Raw genomic sequence first — 17,907 nt, 5'->3', positions numbered from 1 at the left:
TGGCGCCGGCGCGATCGGGGCGGCCTTCTAGCACGCCACCGGCGCGCGACGGCTCCGAAAACGAAAAAGCCGCCTTGCGGCGGCTCTCCCTGGTGTCGCAGTGCGAGGAATCAGGCCTGCAGGCGGGTCCGAACCTCGCCGAGGCTCTGGCGCACGAGACCTTCGGCCGTCTCGCCCTGCATGCGCTCGCGCAGGATGACCTCGGAGACCTTCACCGCCGCGTCGGCGGCGGCGGCCCGAACCTGGGCGGTCGCCTGGACCTCGGCCTGCGCGATCTTGGTCTCCGCCGACTTGGTGCGGCGGGCGATGAAATCGTTCAGGCGGGCATGCCCCTCGTCGGCCATGCGCTGGGCTTCGTTGCGGGCGGAGGCCACGATGGCCTCGGCCTCGCGCTCGGCCTCGACGCGGCGCTTCTTGTAATCGGCGAGGACGCCGGCGGCCTCCTCACGGAGCCGACGGGCCTCGTCGAGCTCGTGGCGGACGCGCTTGGCGCGACCATCGAGTCCCTTGGTGATCTGGTCGAAGCCACCGACCTTCCAGACCACGGCCATGAACAGGACGAAGGCGACTGCGACCCAGAATTCGGCTTCCAACAACATGCTCGTCGTCCCAACTCGATGGTGTCCGGCGATCCCGGCGGGGTCTTCGCCCCTCGGGTCCTACCGGTCAGGTGTGGTTTGGCGTCCGCCTCAGTGCGGGAAGGAGACGCTGTCGAGGGCCTTGGACAAGGCGGCCTCGTCGGGGCTACGGCCCGTCAGGCGCTCGACGATGGCCGAAGCCGTCTCGCCGGCGATGCCGCGGACGTTGCCCATGGCCTCGACGGTGCGGGTGCGAAGGGTCGCCTCGGACGCGGCGATGCGGGCGTTCAGCTCGGCCTCGAGCGCCTTGCGCTTGGTCTCGGCCTCCTGCGTGAGGGCCGTGCGGGTCTCGAGGGCGATGGCCTGCGCCTTGGCCTGCGCATCGCTCAGCGACTTCTCGTAGGCGGCTCCGGCGGCATCCGCCTCGGCCTTGAGGCGCTGTGCCTCGTCGAGATCGCCGGACAGGTGCACGGCGCGGTCGTGCAGGATGGCCTGGATGCGCGGCAGCGCGATCTTGTCCATCAGGTAGTAGAGCAGCCCGAAGGCGAGGGCGAGCCAGATGAGCTGGGACGCGAAGGTGTGGCTCTCGAAGGGCGGGAAGCCGCCGCCGTGCTCGGCGGCCGGCGTCGCGGCGAAGCCTTCATGCGTTGCGGTCGAATGGGCCGGCTGAGCCATGACGTCCTTCGCGTAAATTCAAGGAATGGGGACCGGACGCGCGTGCCATCCCGTCGGGAGGCGGCGTCCGGTCCGGTATCGGTTCGAGATCCGAGACGACGAGCGTGTCTTAGACGGCGAACAGGAGCAGCAGCGCGACGAGCAGCGAGAAGATGCCGAGCGCTTCCGTGAGGGCGAAGCCGAGGAGCAGGTTGCCGCGCTGGCCGTCGGCGGCCGACGGGTTGCGGAGCGCGCCGGCGTAGAACTGGCCGAAGAGGTTGCCGAGGCCGATGGCGGCGCCCGCCATACCGAGACAGGCGAGGCCGGCACCGATGTACTTGGCAGCTAAGGGATCCATCAAATTGCTCCTGGTGTCCGTGTCGTCGTTGCGTGGAGAGAAATCCGGCCGCGATCGCGAACCGGGGACGGAAGGGGGTGTCCCGGCCGTCGGCCGGGATGACCCGGCTCAGTGGCCGGGATGCAGGGCGTCGCTGAGATAGATCGAGGCGAGCGTCGCGAAGACGTAGGCCTGCAGACCGGCGACGAGGAACTCGAGGGCCGTGACGGCGACGCTGAGGGCCAGGGGCAGCGGCGAGATGGCGCCCCAAGCTCCGGCGGCGAGCAGCGCCGGGACGAAGCCCGCGAAGATCTTGAGCGCGATGTGACCGGCCAGCACGTTGGCGAAGAGACGAACCGCGAGGCTGATTGGACGCGAGATGAAGGACACGATCTCGATGGCGACGATCATCGGCATGAGCCAGCCGGGGACGCCCGACGGAACGAACACCTTCAGGAACTTCGTGCCGTGGGCCATGAAGCCGTACACGATGACGGTGCCGATCACGAGGAAGGCCAGCGCGAAGGTGACGATGATGTGGCTGGTCACCGCGAAGGCGTAGGGGATCATCCCGAGCATGTTCAGCACGAGGACGAACATGAAGAGCGAGAAGATCAGCGGCATGAAGCGCTCGGAGCCGTGGCCGGCGGACTGGCGCAGCGTCGAGCCGATGAACTCGTAGAAGATCTCGGCCATGGACTGCATGCGGCCCGGCACCACCGAGCGACGGGCGGTGGCCACGACGGTGATCAGCGCGATGATCCCGACGGCGGCGAACATGTAGAGCGCGGACTGGGTGAACGCGATCTCCTGGTTGCCGATATGACCGAAAGAGACCAGCGGCTTGAGCTCGAACTGGTGGATCGGATCCATCTTTACGGCCATTGCCGCTCCCGCCCTTCTGACTCTCGGCCGGCCAGACGGCCCGCCACCACCGGTGCCGCGCGAGCGGCATGATTCGAATTCGGTTCGCCGCGTACGCGGCGCTTCCCAGAGGACCGCTAGCGGTCCTCTTCCTTCGTCGGCGCCTTGGGAAGAGACCCCGAGACACGCATGACGTTGTAGACGCCGGTGACGAACCCCAACATCAGCAGGACGATCAGGCCCCAGGGTTTCGTCCCGAGGTAATGATCGAACATCCAACCGAGGATACCCCCGGCGAGGACGCCCGCGATGAACTCGGTCGAGAGCCGCATCGCTTGGCCGAGAGGAGAAGGCCCGGCCGCAGGACCGGGACGCGTCGAATGACCGGGAGGGGCACTGGGCCGCTTCCGCTCAATCTGCGTCTCAAGACGTTTGAGCCTCTGAGAGAGGTCCGCGTCCAGTGCTTTCTTCCGCCCGTCCCCGCCTTCGTCCGCAGTTTCGTTGCCGCTCACGGCGAGAACTCACATTGGCGAGAGCGGAGGGAACCGGCGGAACGCCTCCTTCAAGCGGGGCGCACCATAGTTTCGCCTACCTTGGGTGTCAAGGCGCCCCCGACCTCACGTAAGATCTTGTCACGTCACAGGAAATCGGTCTTTTGCCGACGTGCCCCCAGGTGTTCTCGCACCGGGCCTGCGGCGGCGGGAGAGGGCGTCGTCGTGGTGACCCGGCTTCGGGTGCCTCAGGCACCGAGGAGGGGCTTGATCACCTTCTCCATGCCCTCGATGGTCATCTCGCCCTTGAAGCGCTCACCGTTGATGAAGAACGTCGGGGTCGAATCGACCTTGAAGGTGTCCATGCCCTTCTGCTTCACGGCGTTGACGGCGCTGTAGAGCTTCTGGTCCTTCAGGCAGGCCTCGAACTTCTCCTTGGAGAAGCCGGCCTGGCGCAGCATCTGCTCCATGGCATCCACCGGCGATTGCGGCTTCTGGACGTAGGCCCAGGCCTGCTGCTGGTCGAAGAGCAGGTCGGTGATGGGGTAGTACTTCGCATCGCCGTCGCAGCGCGCCAGCATGAAGGCGGCCGTGGCCAGCGGATCGAGGGGGAACTCGCGCAGGGTGAAGCGCACCTTGTTGGTGTCGATGTAGCGCTCCTTCAGGGCCGGCCAGGTGAACTTGTGAAAGGCGGCGCAGTGGGAGCAGGTCATCGAGGCGTACTCGATGATGGTGACCTTGGCGTCCTTCGGACCGAGCCAGACGTCGCCGAGCGGCCCGGGCTCCATCAGGGTCGAGAGGTTCGCATCCTGCGCCAGGGCCGGAAGGCTGAACCGGGGTAGGAGAACCGCGGCGCCGACGGCAAGGCCGGTGGCTTTCAGGGCATCGCGTCGGGTGATCATGATCGGGAGGGCTCCGGTCGCGGACCAAATCTTCTCGTGAGCGATGCGGTAGAATCCTGCAGCCGTCCTGACAAGGCGGCGCAGCGCGCCCTAGCGCTTGTGTGTTGTCGCGACGATCGCCGTTCCGAGGCGGTCGAGGGCGTCGCGCAGGGCGTCGTGCTCGATCGCCTGGACCGCAAGCGCCACTTCGCCGCGGCGGACGGGATCCACCACCGGCGGCGCGGGGCGGCGCCCGATCCGGTCGACCCGTCCCTGGCGCATCACGATCTTGCCGACGCAGGCCCAGCCGTAATGCGCGTTGATGCGCTGGATCACCACCGGCGCGAGGTGCTGCAGCTCGAGGGCGAACACGCCCTCGACCCGGACCACGAGGGTTCCGGGATCGGGGCGCCCCTCCTCCTCGCGCCGACGCCGGCGCGGCCATTCGAGCTTCGAGGGCTGGCAGTAGCGCGCGAGCCGCTCCCCGACGATCTCGGGCCAGGCGGCCAGAATGTCGGTGGAGGCGAACCCTTGCGCCGCGAAGGCGGGGCCGATGCAGCCCTCCAGCAGCTCGGCGAGGGGTTTGACACGCGCCATGCGCAAGGTTTCCGTGCGTCCGACCGGGACGAGATCGAGGCTCCGATATCGCCCGCATTGGTTAGCATGCCGTTCCGTCCGGCCGAAGCCGCGTGCCGGGATCGCGCCTGAGGACAGGCTCGGACAGGTCGGCCTTGGACGCATCGGGTCGGCGGTCTATGGACGGGCATCCCATCACGCGCCGGTGCCCGTGCCCCACACCACAGTTCCCGCCCCCGAGGCCGCGGACCTCCTGACCTGGTACGACCGGCATCGCCGCGTCCTGCCCTGGCGCGCCCTGCCGGGCGAGACGCCAGACCCTTACCGGGTCTGGCTCTCGGAGGTGATGCTGCAGCAGACCACGATCGCCGCGGTCAAACCCTATTTCGCGAAGTTCCTGGCCCGCTTCCCCACCGTCGACGACCTTGCGGCGGCGCCCGAGGAGGCGGTGATGTCGACCTGGGCCGGGCTCGGCTACTACTCCCGGGCCCGCAACCTGCACGCCTGCGCCAAGGCGGTGGCGGCGGCCGGACAGTTTCCCGACACCGCCGCGGCCCTTCGCAAGCTGCCGGGCATCGGCGCCTACACGGCGGGGGCCGTCGCGGCGATCGCGTTCGACCAACAGGAAGCGGCCGTGGACGGCAATGTCGAGCGGGTGATGACGCGGCTCTTCGCCATCGAGACCCTCCTGCCGGCAGCCCGCCCCGAGATCCGGGTGGTGACCCAGTCCCTCGTGCCCGCGGACCGGCCCGGCGATTTCGCCCAGGCGGTGATGGATCTCGGCGCCACGCTGTGCACGCCCAAGCGCCCGGCCTGCGCGCTCTGCCCCTGGATGGCGCCCTGCCGCGCCCGGGCCCTCGGTCTCCAGGAGACGTTTCCGAGGAAGCTGAAAGCCGTGAAGGGCACGCTGCGCCGCGGCGCGGCCTTCGTGGCGATCCGCAGCGGCGATGAGGCGATTCTGCTGCGCACCCGCCCACCCGAGGGCTTGCTGGGATCCATGGCCGAACCGCCGATGAGTCCCTGGGAGCCCGACTACGATCCGGCCCAGGCGCTCCTCGACGCACCGCTCGACGCGCGCTGGAAGCGGCTGCCGGGCCTCGTCCGGCACGGTTTCACGCATTTTCCCCTGGAGCTGACGGTGTTCGTCGCCAAGGTGGCGCTCAGCACGGCGCCGCCGCCGGGCCTGCGCTTCACGCCGCGCCGGGACCTCGACGGGGAACCGCTGCCGGGCGTGATGAAGAAGGTCCTGGCCCACGCTTTCGACCCGAAGCCCGAGGCCGTGGAACCGGTCGCGGAGAAAACTGCGAAGCGCGGCAGGCCGAAAGCGATGCGGAGCGTCGCGGACACGCCCTTGTTTGCCCAGCCCGAGCCGGACGCGCCTGCTCCGTCCCCGCGCTTCCGCCCGGTGCCCAAGCCCACCCCGCGCCCGCCACCGGCTCGGATTCCCGACGAAGCCCTCGACGCGTTCGAGGGTCCGGCCGAGGTGGCGCCTCCGGCCGTCCCCCGCAGGCGGGGACGGCCGCGGTCACGCTGACCGAAGGCCTCTAGGCGGCGGAGCCCATGGCGGCGCGCATCTTGGCCCGGAAGACGTCGATGAGCACCGGCTTGCCGTTCCGGGTGGCATGCCAGAAATCCCAGCCGTTGCAGGCGGGAAAGCCCTGCACGAGGGCTCCGATCTTGTGGATCGAGCCCGTGGCGGGTCCGGCCATCAGGGTGCCGTCGGGGCGCACGATCGCGCTGTGCCGGCCACGGGCGTCGGTCAGGGTTTCGCCGGCGCGGATATGGCCGGCCTCGATGACGCTGAGGAAGGCGACGCGGGGCTCGGCGCGCTTGCTCGGGGCGACCAGCAGGGCGGCCTGCGACAGGGGTTCGACGGCATCGATCCGGGTGCGGGCCGCCTCGGCATACACCGTCTCGCGTTCGATCCCGATGAAGTGCCGTCCGAGGCGCTTGGCGACCGCACCGGTGGTGCCGGTCCCGAAGAACGGATCGAGCACGACGTCGCCGGGATTCGTCGCCGACAGGAGTGTGCGCGCGAGCAGCGCCTCCGGCTTCTGCGTCGGATGGACCTTCTGCCCGTCGGTGCCCTTCAGGCGCTCGTCGCCGGTGCAGAGGGGGATGAACCAGTCGGACCGCATCTGGACGTCGTCATTGCCGCCCTTCAGCGCCTCGTAGTGGAAGGTGTAGCCCTTCGACTCCGCGGAGCGTGAGGCCCAGATCAGGGTCTCGTGCGCATTGGTGAAGCGCTTGCCGCGGAAGTTCGGCATCGGGTTGGCCTTGCGCCAGACGATGTCGTTGAGGATCCAGAACCCGAGGTCCTGCAGCGTGGCGCCGACCCGGAAGATGTTGTGGTAGGAGCCGATGACCCACAGGGTGGCATTCGGCTTCATCACACGGCGCGCGGCGGCGAGCCATTCGCGGGTGAAGGCGTCGTAGGCGGCGAAGGTCGAGAACTTGTCCCAGTCGTCGTCGACCGCGTCGACCCGGCTCTGGTCGGGACGCAGGAGCGAGCCTTCCCCGAGCTGGAGGTTGTAGGGCGGATCGGCGAAGACGCAGTCGACGCTGGACGCCGGAAGGGCGTTCATCGCAGCGATGCAGTCTCCGACGAGAATCTCGTCGAGAGGAAGACGATCCTCGAGAGGAAAACGCTTGGCGGCGGGTACGAGACCCATCCGCGGCGCCGACACGGGCCGCCCGGTACGCGAGACACTTTTCCGGGCGACGGTGTCGGCAACCGCGGTACGCAGGGAAGCCATGGCAAACACCGGTTACGCGACTGACCGGCAGACCTTGGCCCCGTTAACGTAAAGGGCGGGTTGCCAGGATGAAGACAAGGCGTCTCGATTTGGGGCTGCAGTTTTTGCCGGGTGGATCATCCGAAAAGCGCCCAGGCTATTGCGCGTGCATCGCCACGGGAACGCGCAAGTCCTGCAAGTTGTCGAGCACGAGCCTCACCTGAGTTCGAGGATGCTCCAGGGGCCCACTCGAACTGACGCGCGGCGCCTGGGCGGATCGGTCCGCGCCTTGCACTCTTTCGGAAGGAGAAGATTCGTCTCTTTCGACGGATCTTGCCTCGTCGCAGACCAGGGTTTCGCTCAGCGCAACGCTGATTTCGTTTTCCCGCATCCCGACGTTGCGTCGAGGCTGCGGCTGCAACGCATTTTCCGCGCTCGCAATGAAGTTCCAGAATTGCCGTTTCGTCACCGGAAAGATCATCACGGTCCGACAATATGGCCACATACAACCGGTGATGAATAATCCGTTATAGCCTCACATTTGGCGAAAGCTGCCACATTTGACCGGTCTCATTTTGGCCCTGTTCCGCTTCATTTTGCCGGCCATCCGAAATAACAAAGGGAATGCGGATGACCATCAAGCCTGTTCGTGGGGCCGCTGCTATCATCGGGACCGTCGTGACACTTGCCGCCGTTCAGCCGGCCAGCGCCCAGAGCGGCGCCGCCTCCTGGTACGGGAGCGGCCATCGGACGGCGAATGGCGAGCGCTTCAATCCGAACGGGATGACCGCCGCGCATCGCACGTTGCCGTTCGGCACCCGGGTCCGGGTCGAGAACAAGCGCAACGGCCGTTCGGTGGTGGTGCGCATCAACGATCGTGGCCCCTTCGTCCGCGGCCGGATCATCGATCTCGCCAAGGGCTCGGCCCGTGCCCTCGGCATGGGTGGCACGACCTACGTCGCCCTGAGCGTCGTGAACTGAGCTTATCGGGCCGGTCGGCGTTGTGAGAGGAACCGGCCGGCCCCACCTGGGCGGCGGAACCGAGAGCTCAGATACCCATGGCAAAGCCGCTGATCGTCGAAATCCCTCATGAACTCGGCCTGGCCGAGGCCCGTCGGCGCATCGCGGACGGGATCACCCAGGCCGACGGGCTGTTCGCCAAGGCGGGCGTCGCCGTCGAGAAGATGGCCTGGACCAATGACCGCCTCGACTTCGCCATGGCGGCTCTCGGCCAGAAGGTCGACGGTCAGGTGGATGTTCGCCCCGAGACCGTACGGGTCGAGGTCCGGCTGCCGCTTCTCCTGGCGCTGTTCGCGCAGCAGATCCAGAAGAAGCTCGGGAGCGAGGGCAACCTGCTCCTGACCAAGAAGTGACGAGAGCCGGCGGCATCGCGCCCGGAACCTCCCTCGGCGGCGGACTGTTCCACCGGTCCGTTCCCCGAGGCTCCTGAGAGGCGCAAGCGATGTCGAACCCCGGCCCGATCCCGGAAGCCCCGGTGCCCGAGACGCCGTACGAGGCGCCTCAGACCCCGGCCCCCGGCCCGGACACCCCCGGCACGGATGTGCCGGGCACGACCCCCACCGAGGCACCCGACGTCACGCCCACCGAGATTCCGGTCAGCGATCCGGATATCGGCCCGGCCATCGCGCCGGATCCGATGCCAACGGGCCCCGCCAACCCGACGATGTGAGCGCGGAACGCGTACGGGTTTGTCCGGGCACCCCGATTCCGGGTTTGTTCGGAGGCGCGGTCGCTGCCATAAGCCGGCCCCATGGCCGCTCCCCCGCTCCTCACCCTCCAAGACGTCGCGCTCACCTTCGGCGGCACGCCGCTGATCGAGCGCGCCGAACTCGCGATCTCCCCCGGCGAACGCACCTGCCTCGTGGGCCGCAACGGCTCGGGTAAGTCCACCTTGATGAAGATCGCCGCGGGGCTGGTGGAACCCGACCGGGGCGTACGCTTCATCCAGCCCGGCACCACGATCCGCTACCTGGCGCAGGAGCCCGACTTCTCCGGGTTCGAGACGACCCTCGATTTCGTCGAATCCGGTCTGACCCAAGGGGACGACGCCTACCGGGCCCGCTACCTCCTTGAGAGCCTGGGTATGACCGGTGCCGAGAACCCGAAGAGCCTTTCCGGCGGGGAGGGGCGGCGGGTCGCCCTGGCCCAGGCCCTGGCCCCCGAACCCGATATCCTGCTCCTCGACGAGCCCACCAACCACCTCGACCTCCCGGCCATCGAGTGGCTCGAATCGGAGCTGAAGAGCGTGCGCGGCGCGCTCGTGCTGATCAGCCACGACCGGCGCTTCCTCTCTGCCCTGTCGAAGACCACGATCTGGCTCGACCGCGGCGTCACCCGCCGGATCGAGCAGGGCTTCTCCACCTTCGAGGCTTGGCGCGACGCCTTCTTCGAGGAGGAAGAGCGCGACCGGCACAAGCTCGAGCGCAAGATCGCCGACGAGGAGCACTGGCTGCGCTACGGCGTCACCGCCCGGCGAAAGCGCAACGTGCGCCGGCTCGGCAACCTCCATGCCCTGCGCAAGGAGCGACGCGAGGATCGCCGGCCCGTCGGCACCGCCACCATGACCTCGACGGAGGCCGAGAGCTCCGGCGCCCTGGTGATCGAGGCCAAGCACGCGGCCAAGGCCTACGGCGTCCGCAAGATCGTCGACGATCTCTCGCTTCGGGTGATGCGCGGAGACCGCCTCGGCATCGTCGGGGCCAACGGTGCCGGCAAGACCACGCTGATCAACCTGCTCACGGGTCAGCTCCCGCCCGATTCCGGCACGGTGGCGCTCGGCACCAACCTCAAGATGATGCTCCTCGACCAAGCCCGTGCGGTGCTGGAGCCGACCATGACGGTGACCGAGGTGCTCACCGGCGGCAGCGGCGATTCGGTGATCGTCGGCGGTGTCAGCCGCCACGTCATCGGCTACCTCAAGGACTTCCTGTTCGCCCCCGAGCAGGCCCGCACCCCGGTGAGCGTCCTCTCGGGCGGCGAGCGCAACCGCCTTCTCATCGCCCGCGCCCTGGCCCAACCCGCCAACCTCCTCGTCCTCGACGAACCGACCAACGATCTCGACCTCGAAACCCTCGATCTCCTGCAGGAGATGCTGGCGGATTATTCCGGCACCCTGATCCTGGTGAGCCATGATCGCGACTTCCTCGACCGGGTCGTCGGAAGCGTGCTGGTCAGCGAAGGGGAGGGCCGCTGGGTCGAGTATGCCGGCGGCTACACCGACATGATCGCCCAGCGTGGCGAGGGCGTACAGGCCCGGGCGGCCGCCGGGCGAACCGAGAAGGCGGAGGCCCGTGCGGACGCGAAGGATCGCGCCAAGGGCGGCGAAGCGGCAGCCCCGGCCGGCAAGCCCAAGCTCGGCTTCAAGGACCAGCACGAGTTGAAGACCCTGCCGGACCGGATGAAGAAGCTCGAATCCGACATCGCCAAGCTGCGCGAGGTTTTGGCCGATCCGGGACTCTACACCCGGGACCCGGCCCGCTTCGCGAAGGCCTCGGATCTGCTCGGCGTCGCCGAGACCGAATTGGCCAGGGCCGAGGACCGCTGGCTCGAATTGGAGATGCTGCGCGACGCTTGAGCCACGCTCGAGCCACGCTCGAGCCACCTGCCGGCGGCGCCGCGGCCTTCATGATGCCGTGAACGACGTGTGAAATGCCGTCCTGGCGTTCGCTCCTGCGCGCCGCCTGCCACCGGGATCCGACGTGTCCGCCGCTTCCGCACTCCGCGACCGATGCCGCCATCTCGGCTGGGCTGTTGGCCTGCCCGGGCTCGCCCTGATCCTCGGCCTGTCCGCCGCCTGGTTCACGCCGCGCCTCGAGGCGCAACTCGGCGCGGAGGTCGAGGCGGTGGCCCGGGCGACCGCGACGCCCGGTGCCGAGCCTTGGCTGCGGGTGTCGGTCGAGGGACGAGACCTCCGGGTCACGGGCGAGGCGCCGGATGCCCCCGCCCGCGATGCGGCGTATCGGCGGCTCGCGGCCATCGACGGGGTTCGGCACATTGTCGGTCCCGTCGGCGTGGTCGAGCTGGCTTCGCCCTTCGTCTGGATCGCGACCAGGGGCCGGGATGGGGTCGAAGTGACCGGCGTGCGGCCAGCCGAGATCGGCGCCAGCGCCCTGGCCGAGCAACTCACGCCCGCCGTCGGCCCCGGAACGGCCGTGCACGACCGCGCCCGCGCGGCCCTCGGCGCGCCACCGGATTTCGCCGAGGCGGCCATCTATGCGCTGGCGCGGCTGCGCGCCCTCGCGCCGGGCGGCCGGGTGATGCTGGAGGACATGCGCCTCTCGATCGTGGGTGAGGCCGTCTCCCTCGCCGACGACGAGGCCCTGCGAATGGCCCTGGCCGATCTGCCGACCGGCTATGGGCTCGGGCGCGTCGAGATCCTGCCGGCCGTCGTCCCGGATTTCCGCTTCGTCGTCTCCCGGGAGCCGGGGGGCGGGCTCACGCTTTCCGGCCACGTGGTCTCCGACGCAGCGCGCGTCGAGATCCGAACCCAGGCGGCACAGGTCTCGGAGACCGGGCAGGTCGAGGACCGGATGCGCAGAGCGCGCGGCCTTCCGCCCGGGGTCGATGCGGCCGCGATGGCGCGTTTCGCCCTGAAACTCGCCGCGTTGATGCAGGAGGGCAGCGTCAGCGTCATCGATGCGCAGATCTCGCTCAACGGCGTCGCCCTCGACGCCCAGGCGATCCCGGAGATCGAGGCACTGCTGCGCGAGGGGGTGCCTGCCGGCCTGAGCCGAGGCGGCGTCGCTTTGAGCACCCGGCCGCTCTCGCCGTATCGGATCCTGCTTCGGCGCGACGGGGACGCCGTGACGCTGTCCGGCCACCTGCCGGATGCTGACGTGCGCGAGGCCCTGCTCGGCACGCTCCGCCCGCGGCTGTTCCGCGAGCGCCTGATCGACCGCACCCGCCTCGGCGAAGGGGCCCCGCCGGACCTCGCCCGCGTCTTGCGCACGACGGCCACTGCCCTCACCCTGCTGGCGCGGGGCGAGGCCCGGTTCGCCGATCGCGCGATCACCCTGAAGGGGGAGAGCCTCTATCCGCAGGCTGGCCGGCGCGTCTCCGATGACCTGTCGGCTGCGATGCCGCCGGGCTGGACTGCGGAGGTCTCGGTGTCGTCTCCGGACGCAGTGTCGGCCTGGACGCCGGAGCGCTGCGCCGCTGCGCTCGAGACCAGGGTCACCGGCCAGGGGCTCATATTCCCGCCCGGGAGCACGACTTTGATGCCGGCCTTCTACCCCCTCCTCGACGGGATTGCCGCCCTGGGCAAGACCTGCCCGACCCTGCGCCTCGCGGTCACGGGTCATCTCGATCCGAGTGGCGCCAGCGCGGCACCGAAGCCCGTCGTCGAGACTGCGGTGGAGAGCACGGCGTCGCTGGACCCAGCCAAGGAGGCTGGCAAGGCTTCGGGCAGGGCACCGGCCAGATCCGCCGTCCCGCCTGCCGCGGAGAAGGCGTCCGGCAGGTCCAGCCCGAAGGACAAGGCCGTCAAAGTCGAGGCGAAGCCGGCTGCCCCACCGGAACCCGCCCCCGATCTCGCGCAGAGCCGCGCCCTCGCGATCGTGGAGTATCTGCTCCAGGCGGGCCTTCGTCCCGAACAGGTCGCTGCCGTCCCGGCGGGTACGCCGCGTCCCGCCAGCCAGGGCGTCGGGATCGCGCCGCGGGCATGACCATCCGATGGAGGCGAACAGCGTGACGCTCCTGGCAACCCTGCTCTGGCCCCTCATGGCCAGCAGCGCCCTCCTCGGCGGCGTCATCGGCGGACTGACGGGCCTGCCCCGAACACCGGCGGCACGCCGGGGCGCTCTCCTTCTCGTCGTAGCTACGGGTCTGGCCGGTGGATTGGCGACCTGGGGCCTCCTCCCGGGCCGGGCAGGCTTCTGGCTGGAGGGCGCAGCGCTCGGACTCGGGTCCTACCTGATCGGAGCGATCCTCACGGCCGGAGCCGTCGACCGGATCGGCGCTCGGCCCTGAGGTGACGAGACAGGCCGGCTTCGCGTCGGCCTGTGGCATCCACGACACGATCGACCGGAAACTGTGTGCGTTGCCCGACCATCGAGGAGACTTTCGCGATGGTCTGTCGTTGTTCCCGACGCGCTTCCCCGAACGGACAAGAAATGGTCGAAGGCGTGGGACGGGCGAATCAGAGACCTGATGAGTGAACCTTCAGCACGTACCCGGCCCCTGGACCTCACGTCCTGCGATCGGGAACCGATCCACATCCTGGGTGCGGTTCAGCCCTTCGGTTTCCTCATCGCGGTCTCCCCGGACTGGATCGTGGTCCGGGCCTCCGAGAACGCCGCCCGATGGTTGGGGCAGGGGGACGCCGACCTGCTCGGCCTTCCCCTCGCCGACCTGATCGACGGGGAGGCGATCCACCTGATCCGTGGTCACCTTCAGGCCCTGCGCGGGCCCGATGCCATCGACCGGATCTTCGGTACCGTCCTGCAGGCCGGGGGGTCTCCCTTCGACATCGCGCTGCACATCTCGGACGGCATCATCGTCCTGGAGGCCGAGCCGAGCGTCAGCGAACACCTGAATGCCGGAAATCTCGTGCGCAGCATGGTCGGACGCCTGCAGCAGACGGTGGGTTTCGAGCCGTTCTGCCGCGAGGCCGTACGCCAGATGCGGGCGCTGACCGGCTTCGATCGCGTCATGGTCTACCGCTTCGACCCGGACGGCTCGGGGGTGGTGATCGCCGAATCGGCCCGGTCCAGCCTGCCGCCCTATCTTGGGCTGCACTACCCGGCCTCCGACATTCCGAAGCAGGCGCGGACCCTCTACGAGCGCAACTGGCTGCGAATCATCGCCGATGTCGATGCCGAGGCCGTCGCCGTGCTGCCGCAGCGCGATCCCCACGGACGTCCCCTCGACCTGTCGATGAGCACCCTGCGGACGGTCTCGCCGATCCACCTCGAATACCTGCGCAATATGGGCGTGGCCGCCTCGCTCTCGGTCTCGATCCTGCGGGGCGGCAAGCTCTGGGGCCTGTTCGCCTGCCACCATACGGAACCACGCCACATCTCGCTGGAGCGCCGAACCGGCGCCGAACTCTTCGGGCAGATGTTCTCGCTGATCCTGGAGAGCCGGGAGCGCGAGGCGGAGGCAGCCTACGAAGGCAGTTCCCGCGCGCTGCACGACCGACTGATGGGCGCCCTCGCCTCGGGCGGAACGAGCCTGGAGAACATCACCGATTTCCTCGACGATATCGCCGGGATCGTCACGTGCGACGGCATCGGCGTCTGGGTCAACGGCGAGATCACCCTGCGGGGCGCGACGCCGACGGCGGAGGAATTCACCGGTCTCGTGCGCTTTCTCAACCGGACGGCCACCAGCCGGGCCTTCGCCACCCACGAGATCGGCGCAGTCCATCCGCCGGCCGCCGATTACACCGAGCGGGCGGCGGGCCTCCTGGCGATCCCGATCTCGCGAGCCCCGCGCGATTTCCTGGTGTTCTTCCGTCGCGAGATCGCCCGCACGGTCACGTGGGCCGGCAATCCGGAGAAGCCGGCGAGCCTCGGCCCGAACGGACTGCGCCTCACACCGCGCAAGAGCTTCGAGGCCTGGACGGAGGTGGTCCGGGGGCAGGCCGCCCCCTGGAGCGCGGTGGACTTGCGCATCGCCGAGGCCCTGCGCATCACCTTGCTCGAAGTCATCCTGCGACTCACCGATTCCGCCGAGAAGGAGCGCAAGACGGCGCAGGAGCGCCAGGAACTCCTGATCGCCGAGCTGAACCATCGGGTGCGCAACATCCTCAACCTGATTCGGGGCATCGTCGCGCAAAGTCGCTCGGGGGCCGACAGCGTCGAGGCGTTTGCGGGCGTCGTCGGTGCGCGCATCCAGGCCCTGGCCAGGGCACACGACCAGATCACCACCACGAACTGGGGACCAGGCTCCCTGCGCGATCTCATCACCTTGGAGGCAGAGGCCTATCTCGACCAGCAGGCGGGCCGGGTCCGTCTCGACGGAACCGACGTCCTGCTGGATCCCCAGGCGTTCTCGACCCTCGCGCTGGTCATCCACGAGCTGATGACGAACTCGGCGAAGTACGGCGCCCTCTCGGAGGCGGTGGGACAGGTGGACGTGGCCTGGGAGCGCGACGCCTCGGAGTGCCTCGTGATCCACTGGCGCGAGAGCGGCGGGCCGCCGGTGAAGCCGCCGCGCCGGCGTGGTTTCGGCACCACGCTGATCGAGCGCTCGATCCCCTACGAGCTGAAAGGCGAGGCGGAGATCACCTACGAGCTCACCGGCCTGCGGGGTCGCTTCGCCGTGCCGTCGCGCTACGTGCGCGCCGCCCCGACCGTCGCCGCCCCCCTGTCACGGGAGCGCGACCGGACGCCCGAGCTCGATGCGGCGGCGTTGTCCGGGACCGTCCTGGTGGTCGAGGACAACATGATCATCGCTCTCGAAGCCGAGGAGATCCTGGCCACCCTCGGGGCGAGCGCGGTCGACATGGCGGGATCCGTGCACGAGGCCCTGCGGCAGATCGAGGCGGGGCGGCCGAGCTTTGCCCTGCTCGACGTCAATCTCGGTGCCGAGACGAGCCTGCCGGTCGCCCGACGCCTGATCGCGGCCGGCGTGCCGTTCGTCTTCGCGACGGGCTATGGCGAAAGCTTCCGAATTCCATCGGAGCTCGGCGCCGTCCCGATGATCAAGAAGCCCTATACCGCGGATACCCTGCGCCGGGCCCTGGCGAGCGTGCCCGCTGGGGACTAGCGTTCGTCAGGGATCGGTGGGAACCGGTTATCCCGAAACGACAAACCTGAGGACAGACCCTAGCCTCGCGCCTGGGCCGCTTCGAACAGTGCGAAGGCGCGCTGCGCGCCGCGGATCGCAGCAGCGTGGTCAGCAGCCGGACGCGTCCCGAGCCAAGTCGCGAAACTCGGCCAGAGGCGGAGCCCCTCGCCGTGCCGGAGGAAACGGGCGTTCCCCCGCACCAGCGGGTCCGGGCTCGCCAGGACCTGACGCAGCAGAACCTGGCCGCCGAGGCGCGAACCCTCCAGTACGTAGAGGAGCCCCGGCGCCTCGGCGCCCGACAGGGTGCGGGGCAGGGGAGCGGGAGCAACCTCCGGAGCGGAGATCGCCAGCCCGGACAGGTCGGCCTGCAGGAGCAGGGACCGGCGGCGGGCCGTCCAGTCGGGTGGCAGGTCGGCGGCATCGGACTCGTCGAGCCAGGTCTCGATCTGCGCGAAGGGGTCCCGCATCGCCGACAGGAAGCGCACGTAATCGGCTCGCCGGCTCAGGTCATGGGCGGCAAAACCCGCATCGAGGCGTCGATGGGCTGCATCGGTGGCGGCCCGCAGGGCGAAACGAAGATCGCGCGGTTCGACCGCACCAACACCTCTCGGCTCCGGTTCTCCTGCATCGACGGACACGCTGGCCGTCCCTTCCATACCGCGTTTCCCTGCTGTTCGGCGCCAGCGCCGTTCTTAGACGATCCCGACCCCTCGCCAAGGGCTTATCACAGGCGACCTCCCAGACCCTGGACCCGCTGTCGCGGCCCAGCTCGCAACGCTGAAGACCCAGGATCGCCCATGTGGTTCCTCTATGGTTTCGCCCTCGTGGCCGGCATCGCGAACGCGGTGCAGTCGGGCGTGAACGCGACGCTCTCCAAGAACTTGGCGCAGCCCTTCGCCGCAGGCATCGTCGTCTCGCTGGGGGGCGGTGCAACCATCCTCGTCGTTGGACTGATCCTCGGTCGTCTCTCCCTACCGAGCCTGGGGGACATGCGGGCCGTGCCGCTCTGGGCCTGGTTCGGCGGCGCGGCGGGCGCGCTCCTCATCCTCTCCCAGCTGTTCGTGGCGCAGCAGATCGGGGCGGCCCCCTACCTCGGACTTCTGATCACCGCCGGCGTCATCACGTCCATCCTGCTCGACCATTTCGGCTGGATCGGGTTCGAGCAGCATCCGCTCACCCTCTGGCGGGCCCTCGGAGGCGTGCTGATGGTCGGCGGGATCGCCCTGGTGGCGCTGTTCTGACGCGACGCCCGCTTGTCATCGGCGCGCGAAACCGCAATGCCTGCCGCGGCGTCGATGTCGCGCCCCTCAACGTTCCGTCCGTGTCCAGAGCCCCCATGAACATCTTCCAGGACATCGTCAGCCGTTTCAGCCAGACCGTGACGGCCTATGCCGGCGACAAGGTCCTCATGCAGGCGATGGTCTCCGCCACCGCCAACGTGATGGTCGCCGACGGAGAGATCGCCAGCGCGGAATTTGATACGGCGCTGGCCGGTCTGCAGGCCAATCCGATCCTGGAGAAGGGCTACGACCGGCTGATGCTGGAGAGCGAACTCTACGACGGGATCGCCCGCGCCCGGACCCGGGCGGGACGGGCCGAGAACCTGCGCCGCATCGCCGCCATCGAGGGCCGAGGCCAGGAGGAGCGCGAAGCGACGTTCCTGGTCGCGGCGGACGTGGCCGACCTCGACGGCATCGCCGATGTGGAGGCGCAGGCCCTCGAGGAAATCGCGACCGCCCTTGGTCTGGACAGGGCGGCGCTGCTCGCGGCCTCCCCTGTCCGACGCCCGGTTCCGTAGGGCGCCGGAACGCCTTATCCCGCAAGGCCCTTGATCAAAGGACGGCAAGCCTCTAAGCGGGCCCCCGTCTTTCGCCCGGCTCGACACCTCGTCGAGCGACAGCCCGGGCGACCGCTCGTGTGAGCTTGCCGCAGGAAAGAGACGATGGCCAAAGAGAAATTCGCGCGTACGAAGCCGCACTGCAACATTGGCACGATTGGTCACGTGGATCACGGCAAGACGTCGTTGACGGCGGCGATCAC

General features: G+C 69.0%; 21 protein-coding genes. 11 read left to right on the top strand and 10 right to left on the bottom strand.

Annotated features, from left to right (window positions below):
* Nucleotides 1-110: 110 nt before the first annotated feature.
* From ASF58_RS10350 to ASF58_RS10320, 7 genes are all read right to left on the bottom strand, one after another.
* Nucleotides 111-596, bottom strand: coding sequence for an ATP F0F1 synthase subunit B (locus tag ASF58_RS10350; RefSeq protein ID WP_200930194.1), 486 nt, complete (start codon nt 594-596; stop codon nt 111-113).
* A gap of 93 nt (nt 597-689) precedes the next feature.
* Nucleotides 690-1,253, bottom strand: coding sequence for an ATP synthase subunit B (locus ASF58_RS10345; RefSeq protein WP_055951220.1), 564 nt, complete (start codon nt 1,251-1,253; stop codon nt 690-692).
* Nucleotides 1,254-1,362: 109 nt separating this feature from the next.
* On the bottom strand, nt 1,363-1,590 hold the full coding sequence (locus ASF58_RS10340) for a F0F1 ATP synthase subunit C (protein ID WP_018044493.1): 228 nt from the start codon (nt 1,588-1,590) through the stop codon (nt 1,363-1,365).
* Nucleotides 1,591-1,698: 108 nt separating this feature from the next.
* Nucleotides 1,699-2,454 (bottom strand): F0F1 ATP synthase subunit A, encoded by a 756-nt coding sequence (locus ASF58_RS10335; protein WP_055951218.1) that lies wholly within the window; start codon nt 2,452-2,454, stop codon nt 1,699-1,701.
* A 116-nt stretch (nt 2,455-2,570) separates the two neighbouring features.
* The gene (locus tag ASF58_RS10330) at nt 2,571-2,945 is read right to left on the bottom strand and encodes an AtpZ/AtpI family protein (protein WP_055951215.1); all 375 of its coding nucleotides are present in this window, start codon (nt 2,943-2,945) and stop codon (nt 2,571-2,573) included.
* A gap of 227 nt (nt 2,946-3,172) precedes the next feature.
* Nucleotides 3,173-3,826 (bottom strand): thioredoxin domain-containing protein, encoded by a 654-nt coding sequence (locus tag ASF58_RS10325; protein WP_055951211.1) that lies wholly within the window; start codon nt 3,824-3,826, stop codon nt 3,173-3,175.
* A 90-nt stretch (nt 3,827-3,916) separates the two neighbouring features.
* Nucleotides 3,917-4,402, bottom strand: coding sequence for a DciA family protein (locus ASF58_RS10320; RefSeq protein ID WP_055951208.1), 486 nt, complete (start codon nt 4,400-4,402; stop codon nt 3,917-3,919).
* A gap of 190 nt (nt 4,403-4,592) precedes the next feature.
* Between ASF58_RS10320 and mutY the strand changes: the two genes are divergently transcribed.
* Nucleotides 4,593-5,915, top strand: a complete 1,323-nt coding sequence (mutY, locus tag ASF58_RS10315; RefSeq protein ID WP_055951389.1) for an A/G-specific adenine glycosylase — start codon at nt 4,593-4,595, stop codon at nt 5,913-5,915.
* A 10-nt stretch (nt 5,916-5,925) separates the two neighbouring features.
* Here mutY and ASF58_RS10310 read toward each other — a convergent pair whose 3' ends face one another.
* Both ASF58_RS10310 and ASF58_RS25765 read right to left on the bottom strand, forming a co-directional pair.
* Nucleotides 5,926-7,137, bottom strand: coding sequence for a site-specific DNA-methyltransferase (locus ASF58_RS10310; RefSeq protein ID WP_280137538.1), 1,212 nt, complete (start codon nt 7,135-7,137; stop codon nt 5,926-5,928).
* 136 nt (nt 7,138-7,273) lie between these two features.
* A complete protein-coding gene (locus ASF58_RS25765; protein WP_156375627.1) occupies nt 7,274-7,597 on the bottom strand; it encodes a hypothetical protein in 324 nt (107 codons plus the stop codon).
* Between the two features lie 143 nt (nt 7,598-7,740).
* Here ASF58_RS25765 and ASF58_RS10305 point away from each other — a divergent pair, with 143 nt between their 5' ends.
* The 7 genes from ASF58_RS10305 to ASF58_RS10275 all read left to right on the top strand — a co-directional run bounded on the left by ASF58_RS10305 (nt 7,741) and on the right by ASF58_RS10275 (nt 15,846).
* Complete coding sequence (locus tag ASF58_RS10305) at nt 7,741-8,097, top strand: septal ring lytic transglycosylase RlpA family protein (RefSeq protein ID WP_055951205.1); 357 nt, start codon at nt 7,741-7,743, stop codon at nt 8,095-8,097.
* Between the two features lie 77 nt (nt 8,098-8,174).
* Nucleotides 8,175-8,489 (top strand): polyhydroxyalkanoic acid system family protein, encoded by a 315-nt coding sequence (locus ASF58_RS10300; protein ID WP_055951202.1) that lies wholly within the window; start codon nt 8,175-8,177, stop codon nt 8,487-8,489.
* An 89-nt stretch (nt 8,490-8,578) separates the two neighbouring features.
* Nucleotides 8,579-8,806 carry a hypothetical protein gene (locus tag ASF58_RS10295; RefSeq protein WP_055951197.1) on the top strand — a complete coding sequence of 76 codons (228 nt, stop codon included), beginning with the start codon at nt 8,579-8,581 and terminating at the stop codon, nt 8,804-8,806.
* 81 nt (nt 8,807-8,887) lie between these two features.
* Nucleotides 8,888-10,711, top strand: coding sequence for an ATP-binding cassette domain-containing protein (locus ASF58_RS10290; RefSeq protein ID WP_055951194.1), 1,824 nt, complete (start codon nt 8,888-8,890; stop codon nt 10,709-10,711).
* A gap of 124 nt (nt 10,712-10,835) precedes the next feature.
* Nucleotides 10,836-12,800 carry a hypothetical protein gene (locus tag ASF58_RS10285; RefSeq protein WP_055951191.1) on the top strand — a complete coding sequence of 655 codons (1,965 nt, stop codon included), beginning with the start codon at nt 10,836-10,838 and terminating at the stop codon, nt 12,798-12,800.
* A 22-nt stretch (nt 12,801-12,822) separates the two neighbouring features.
* Nucleotides 12,823-13,104, top strand: a complete 282-nt coding sequence (locus tag ASF58_RS10280; protein ID WP_156375626.1) for a hypothetical protein — start codon at nt 12,823-12,825, stop codon at nt 13,102-13,104.
* Between the two features lie 180 nt (nt 13,105-13,284).
* Nucleotides 13,285-15,846, top strand: a complete 2,562-nt coding sequence (locus ASF58_RS10275; RefSeq protein WP_055951185.1) for an HWE histidine kinase domain-containing protein — start codon at nt 13,285-13,287, stop codon at nt 15,844-15,846.
* Nucleotides 15,847-15,905: 59 nt separating this feature from the next.
* On the opposite strand, the gene ASF58_RS10270 is transcribed toward ASF58_RS10275, so the two are convergent.
* Nucleotides 15,906-16,505 (bottom strand): biliverdin-producing heme oxygenase, encoded by a 600-nt coding sequence (locus tag ASF58_RS10270; protein WP_156375625.1) that lies wholly within the window; start codon nt 16,503-16,505, stop codon nt 15,906-15,908.
* 159 nt (nt 16,506-16,664) lie between these two features.
* Here ASF58_RS10270 and ASF58_RS10265 point away from each other — a divergent pair, with 159 nt between their 5' ends.
* From ASF58_RS10265 to ASF58_RS25760, 3 genes are all read left to right on the top strand, one after another.
* Complete coding sequence (locus ASF58_RS10265; RefSeq protein WP_055951178.1) at nt 16,665-17,108, top strand: DMT family transporter; 444 nt, start codon at nt 16,665-16,667, stop codon at nt 17,106-17,108.
* Between the two features lie 95 nt (nt 17,109-17,203).
* Complete coding sequence (locus ASF58_RS10260) at nt 17,204-17,665, top strand: tellurite resistance TerB family protein (protein ID WP_055951176.1); 462 nt, start codon at nt 17,204-17,206, stop codon at nt 17,663-17,665.
* Between the two features lie 144 nt (nt 17,666-17,809).
* Nucleotides 17,810-17,907, top strand: a 98-nt coding sequence (locus ASF58_RS25760; protein WP_156375624.1) for a GTP-binding protein, incomplete at its 3' end; no start/stop codon positions are given.

The organism is Methylobacterium sp. Leaf125 (assembly GCF_001423085.1).
GTDB lineage: Bacteria > Pseudomonadota > Alphaproteobacteria > Rhizobiales > Beijerinckiaceae > Methylobacterium.
The sequence above is the reverse complement of the archived record's forward strand: the minus strand, read 5'-3'. Positions and strand labels throughout refer to the sequence as shown.

Coding starts and splice junctions, on each gene's coding strand:
- ASF58_RS10345 (WP_055951220.1), bottom strand. CDS start 1,253: ATGGCTCAGCCGGCCCATTCGACCGCAACGCATGAAGGCTTCGCCGCG.
- ASF58_RS10340 (WP_018044493.1), bottom strand. CDS start 1,590: ATGGATCCCTTAGCTGCCAAGTACATCGGTGCCGGCCTCGCCTGTCTC.
- ASF58_RS10335 (WP_055951218.1), bottom strand. CDS start 2,454: ATGGCCGTAAAGATGGATCCGATCCACCAGTTCGAGCTCAAGCCGCTG.
- ASF58_RS10325 (WP_055951211.1), bottom strand. CDS start 3,826: ATGATCACCCGACGCGATGCCCTGAAAGCCACCGGCCTTGCCGTCGGC.
- ASF58_RS10320 (WP_055951208.1), bottom strand. CDS start 4,402: ATGGCGCGTGTCAAACCCCTCGCCGAGCTGCTGGAGGGCTGCATCGGC.
- ASF58_RS10310 (WP_280137538.1), bottom strand. CDS start 7,137: ATGGCTTCCCTGCGTACCGCGGTTGCCGACACCGTCGCCCGGAAAAGT.
- ASF58_RS25765 (WP_156375627.1), bottom strand. CDS start 7,597: ATGATCTTTCCGGTGACGAAACGGCAATTCTGGAACTTCATTGCGAGC.
- ASF58_RS10305 (WP_055951205.1), top strand. CDS start 7,741: ATGCGGATGACCATCAAGCCTGTTCGTGGGGCCGCTGCTATCATCGGG.
- ASF58_RS10300 (WP_055951202.1), top strand. CDS start 8,175: ATGGCAAAGCCGCTGATCGTCGAAATCCCTCATGAACTCGGCCTGGCC.
- ASF58_RS10295 (WP_055951197.1), top strand. CDS start 8,579: ATGTCGAACCCCGGCCCGATCCCGGAAGCCCCGGTGCCCGAGACGCCG.
- ASF58_RS10290 (WP_055951194.1), top strand. CDS start 8,888: ATGGCCGCTCCCCCGCTCCTCACCCTCCAAGACGTCGCGCTCACCTTC.
- ASF58_RS10275 (WP_055951185.1), top strand. CDS start 13,285: ATGAGTGAACCTTCAGCACGTACCCGGCCCCTGGACCTCACGTCCTGC.
- ASF58_RS10265 (WP_055951178.1), top strand. CDS start 16,665: ATGTGGTTCCTCTATGGTTTCGCCCTCGTGGCCGGCATCGCGAACGCG.
- ASF58_RS10260 (WP_055951176.1), top strand. CDS start 17,204: ATGAACATCTTCCAGGACATCGTCAGCCGTTTCAGCCAGACCGTGACG.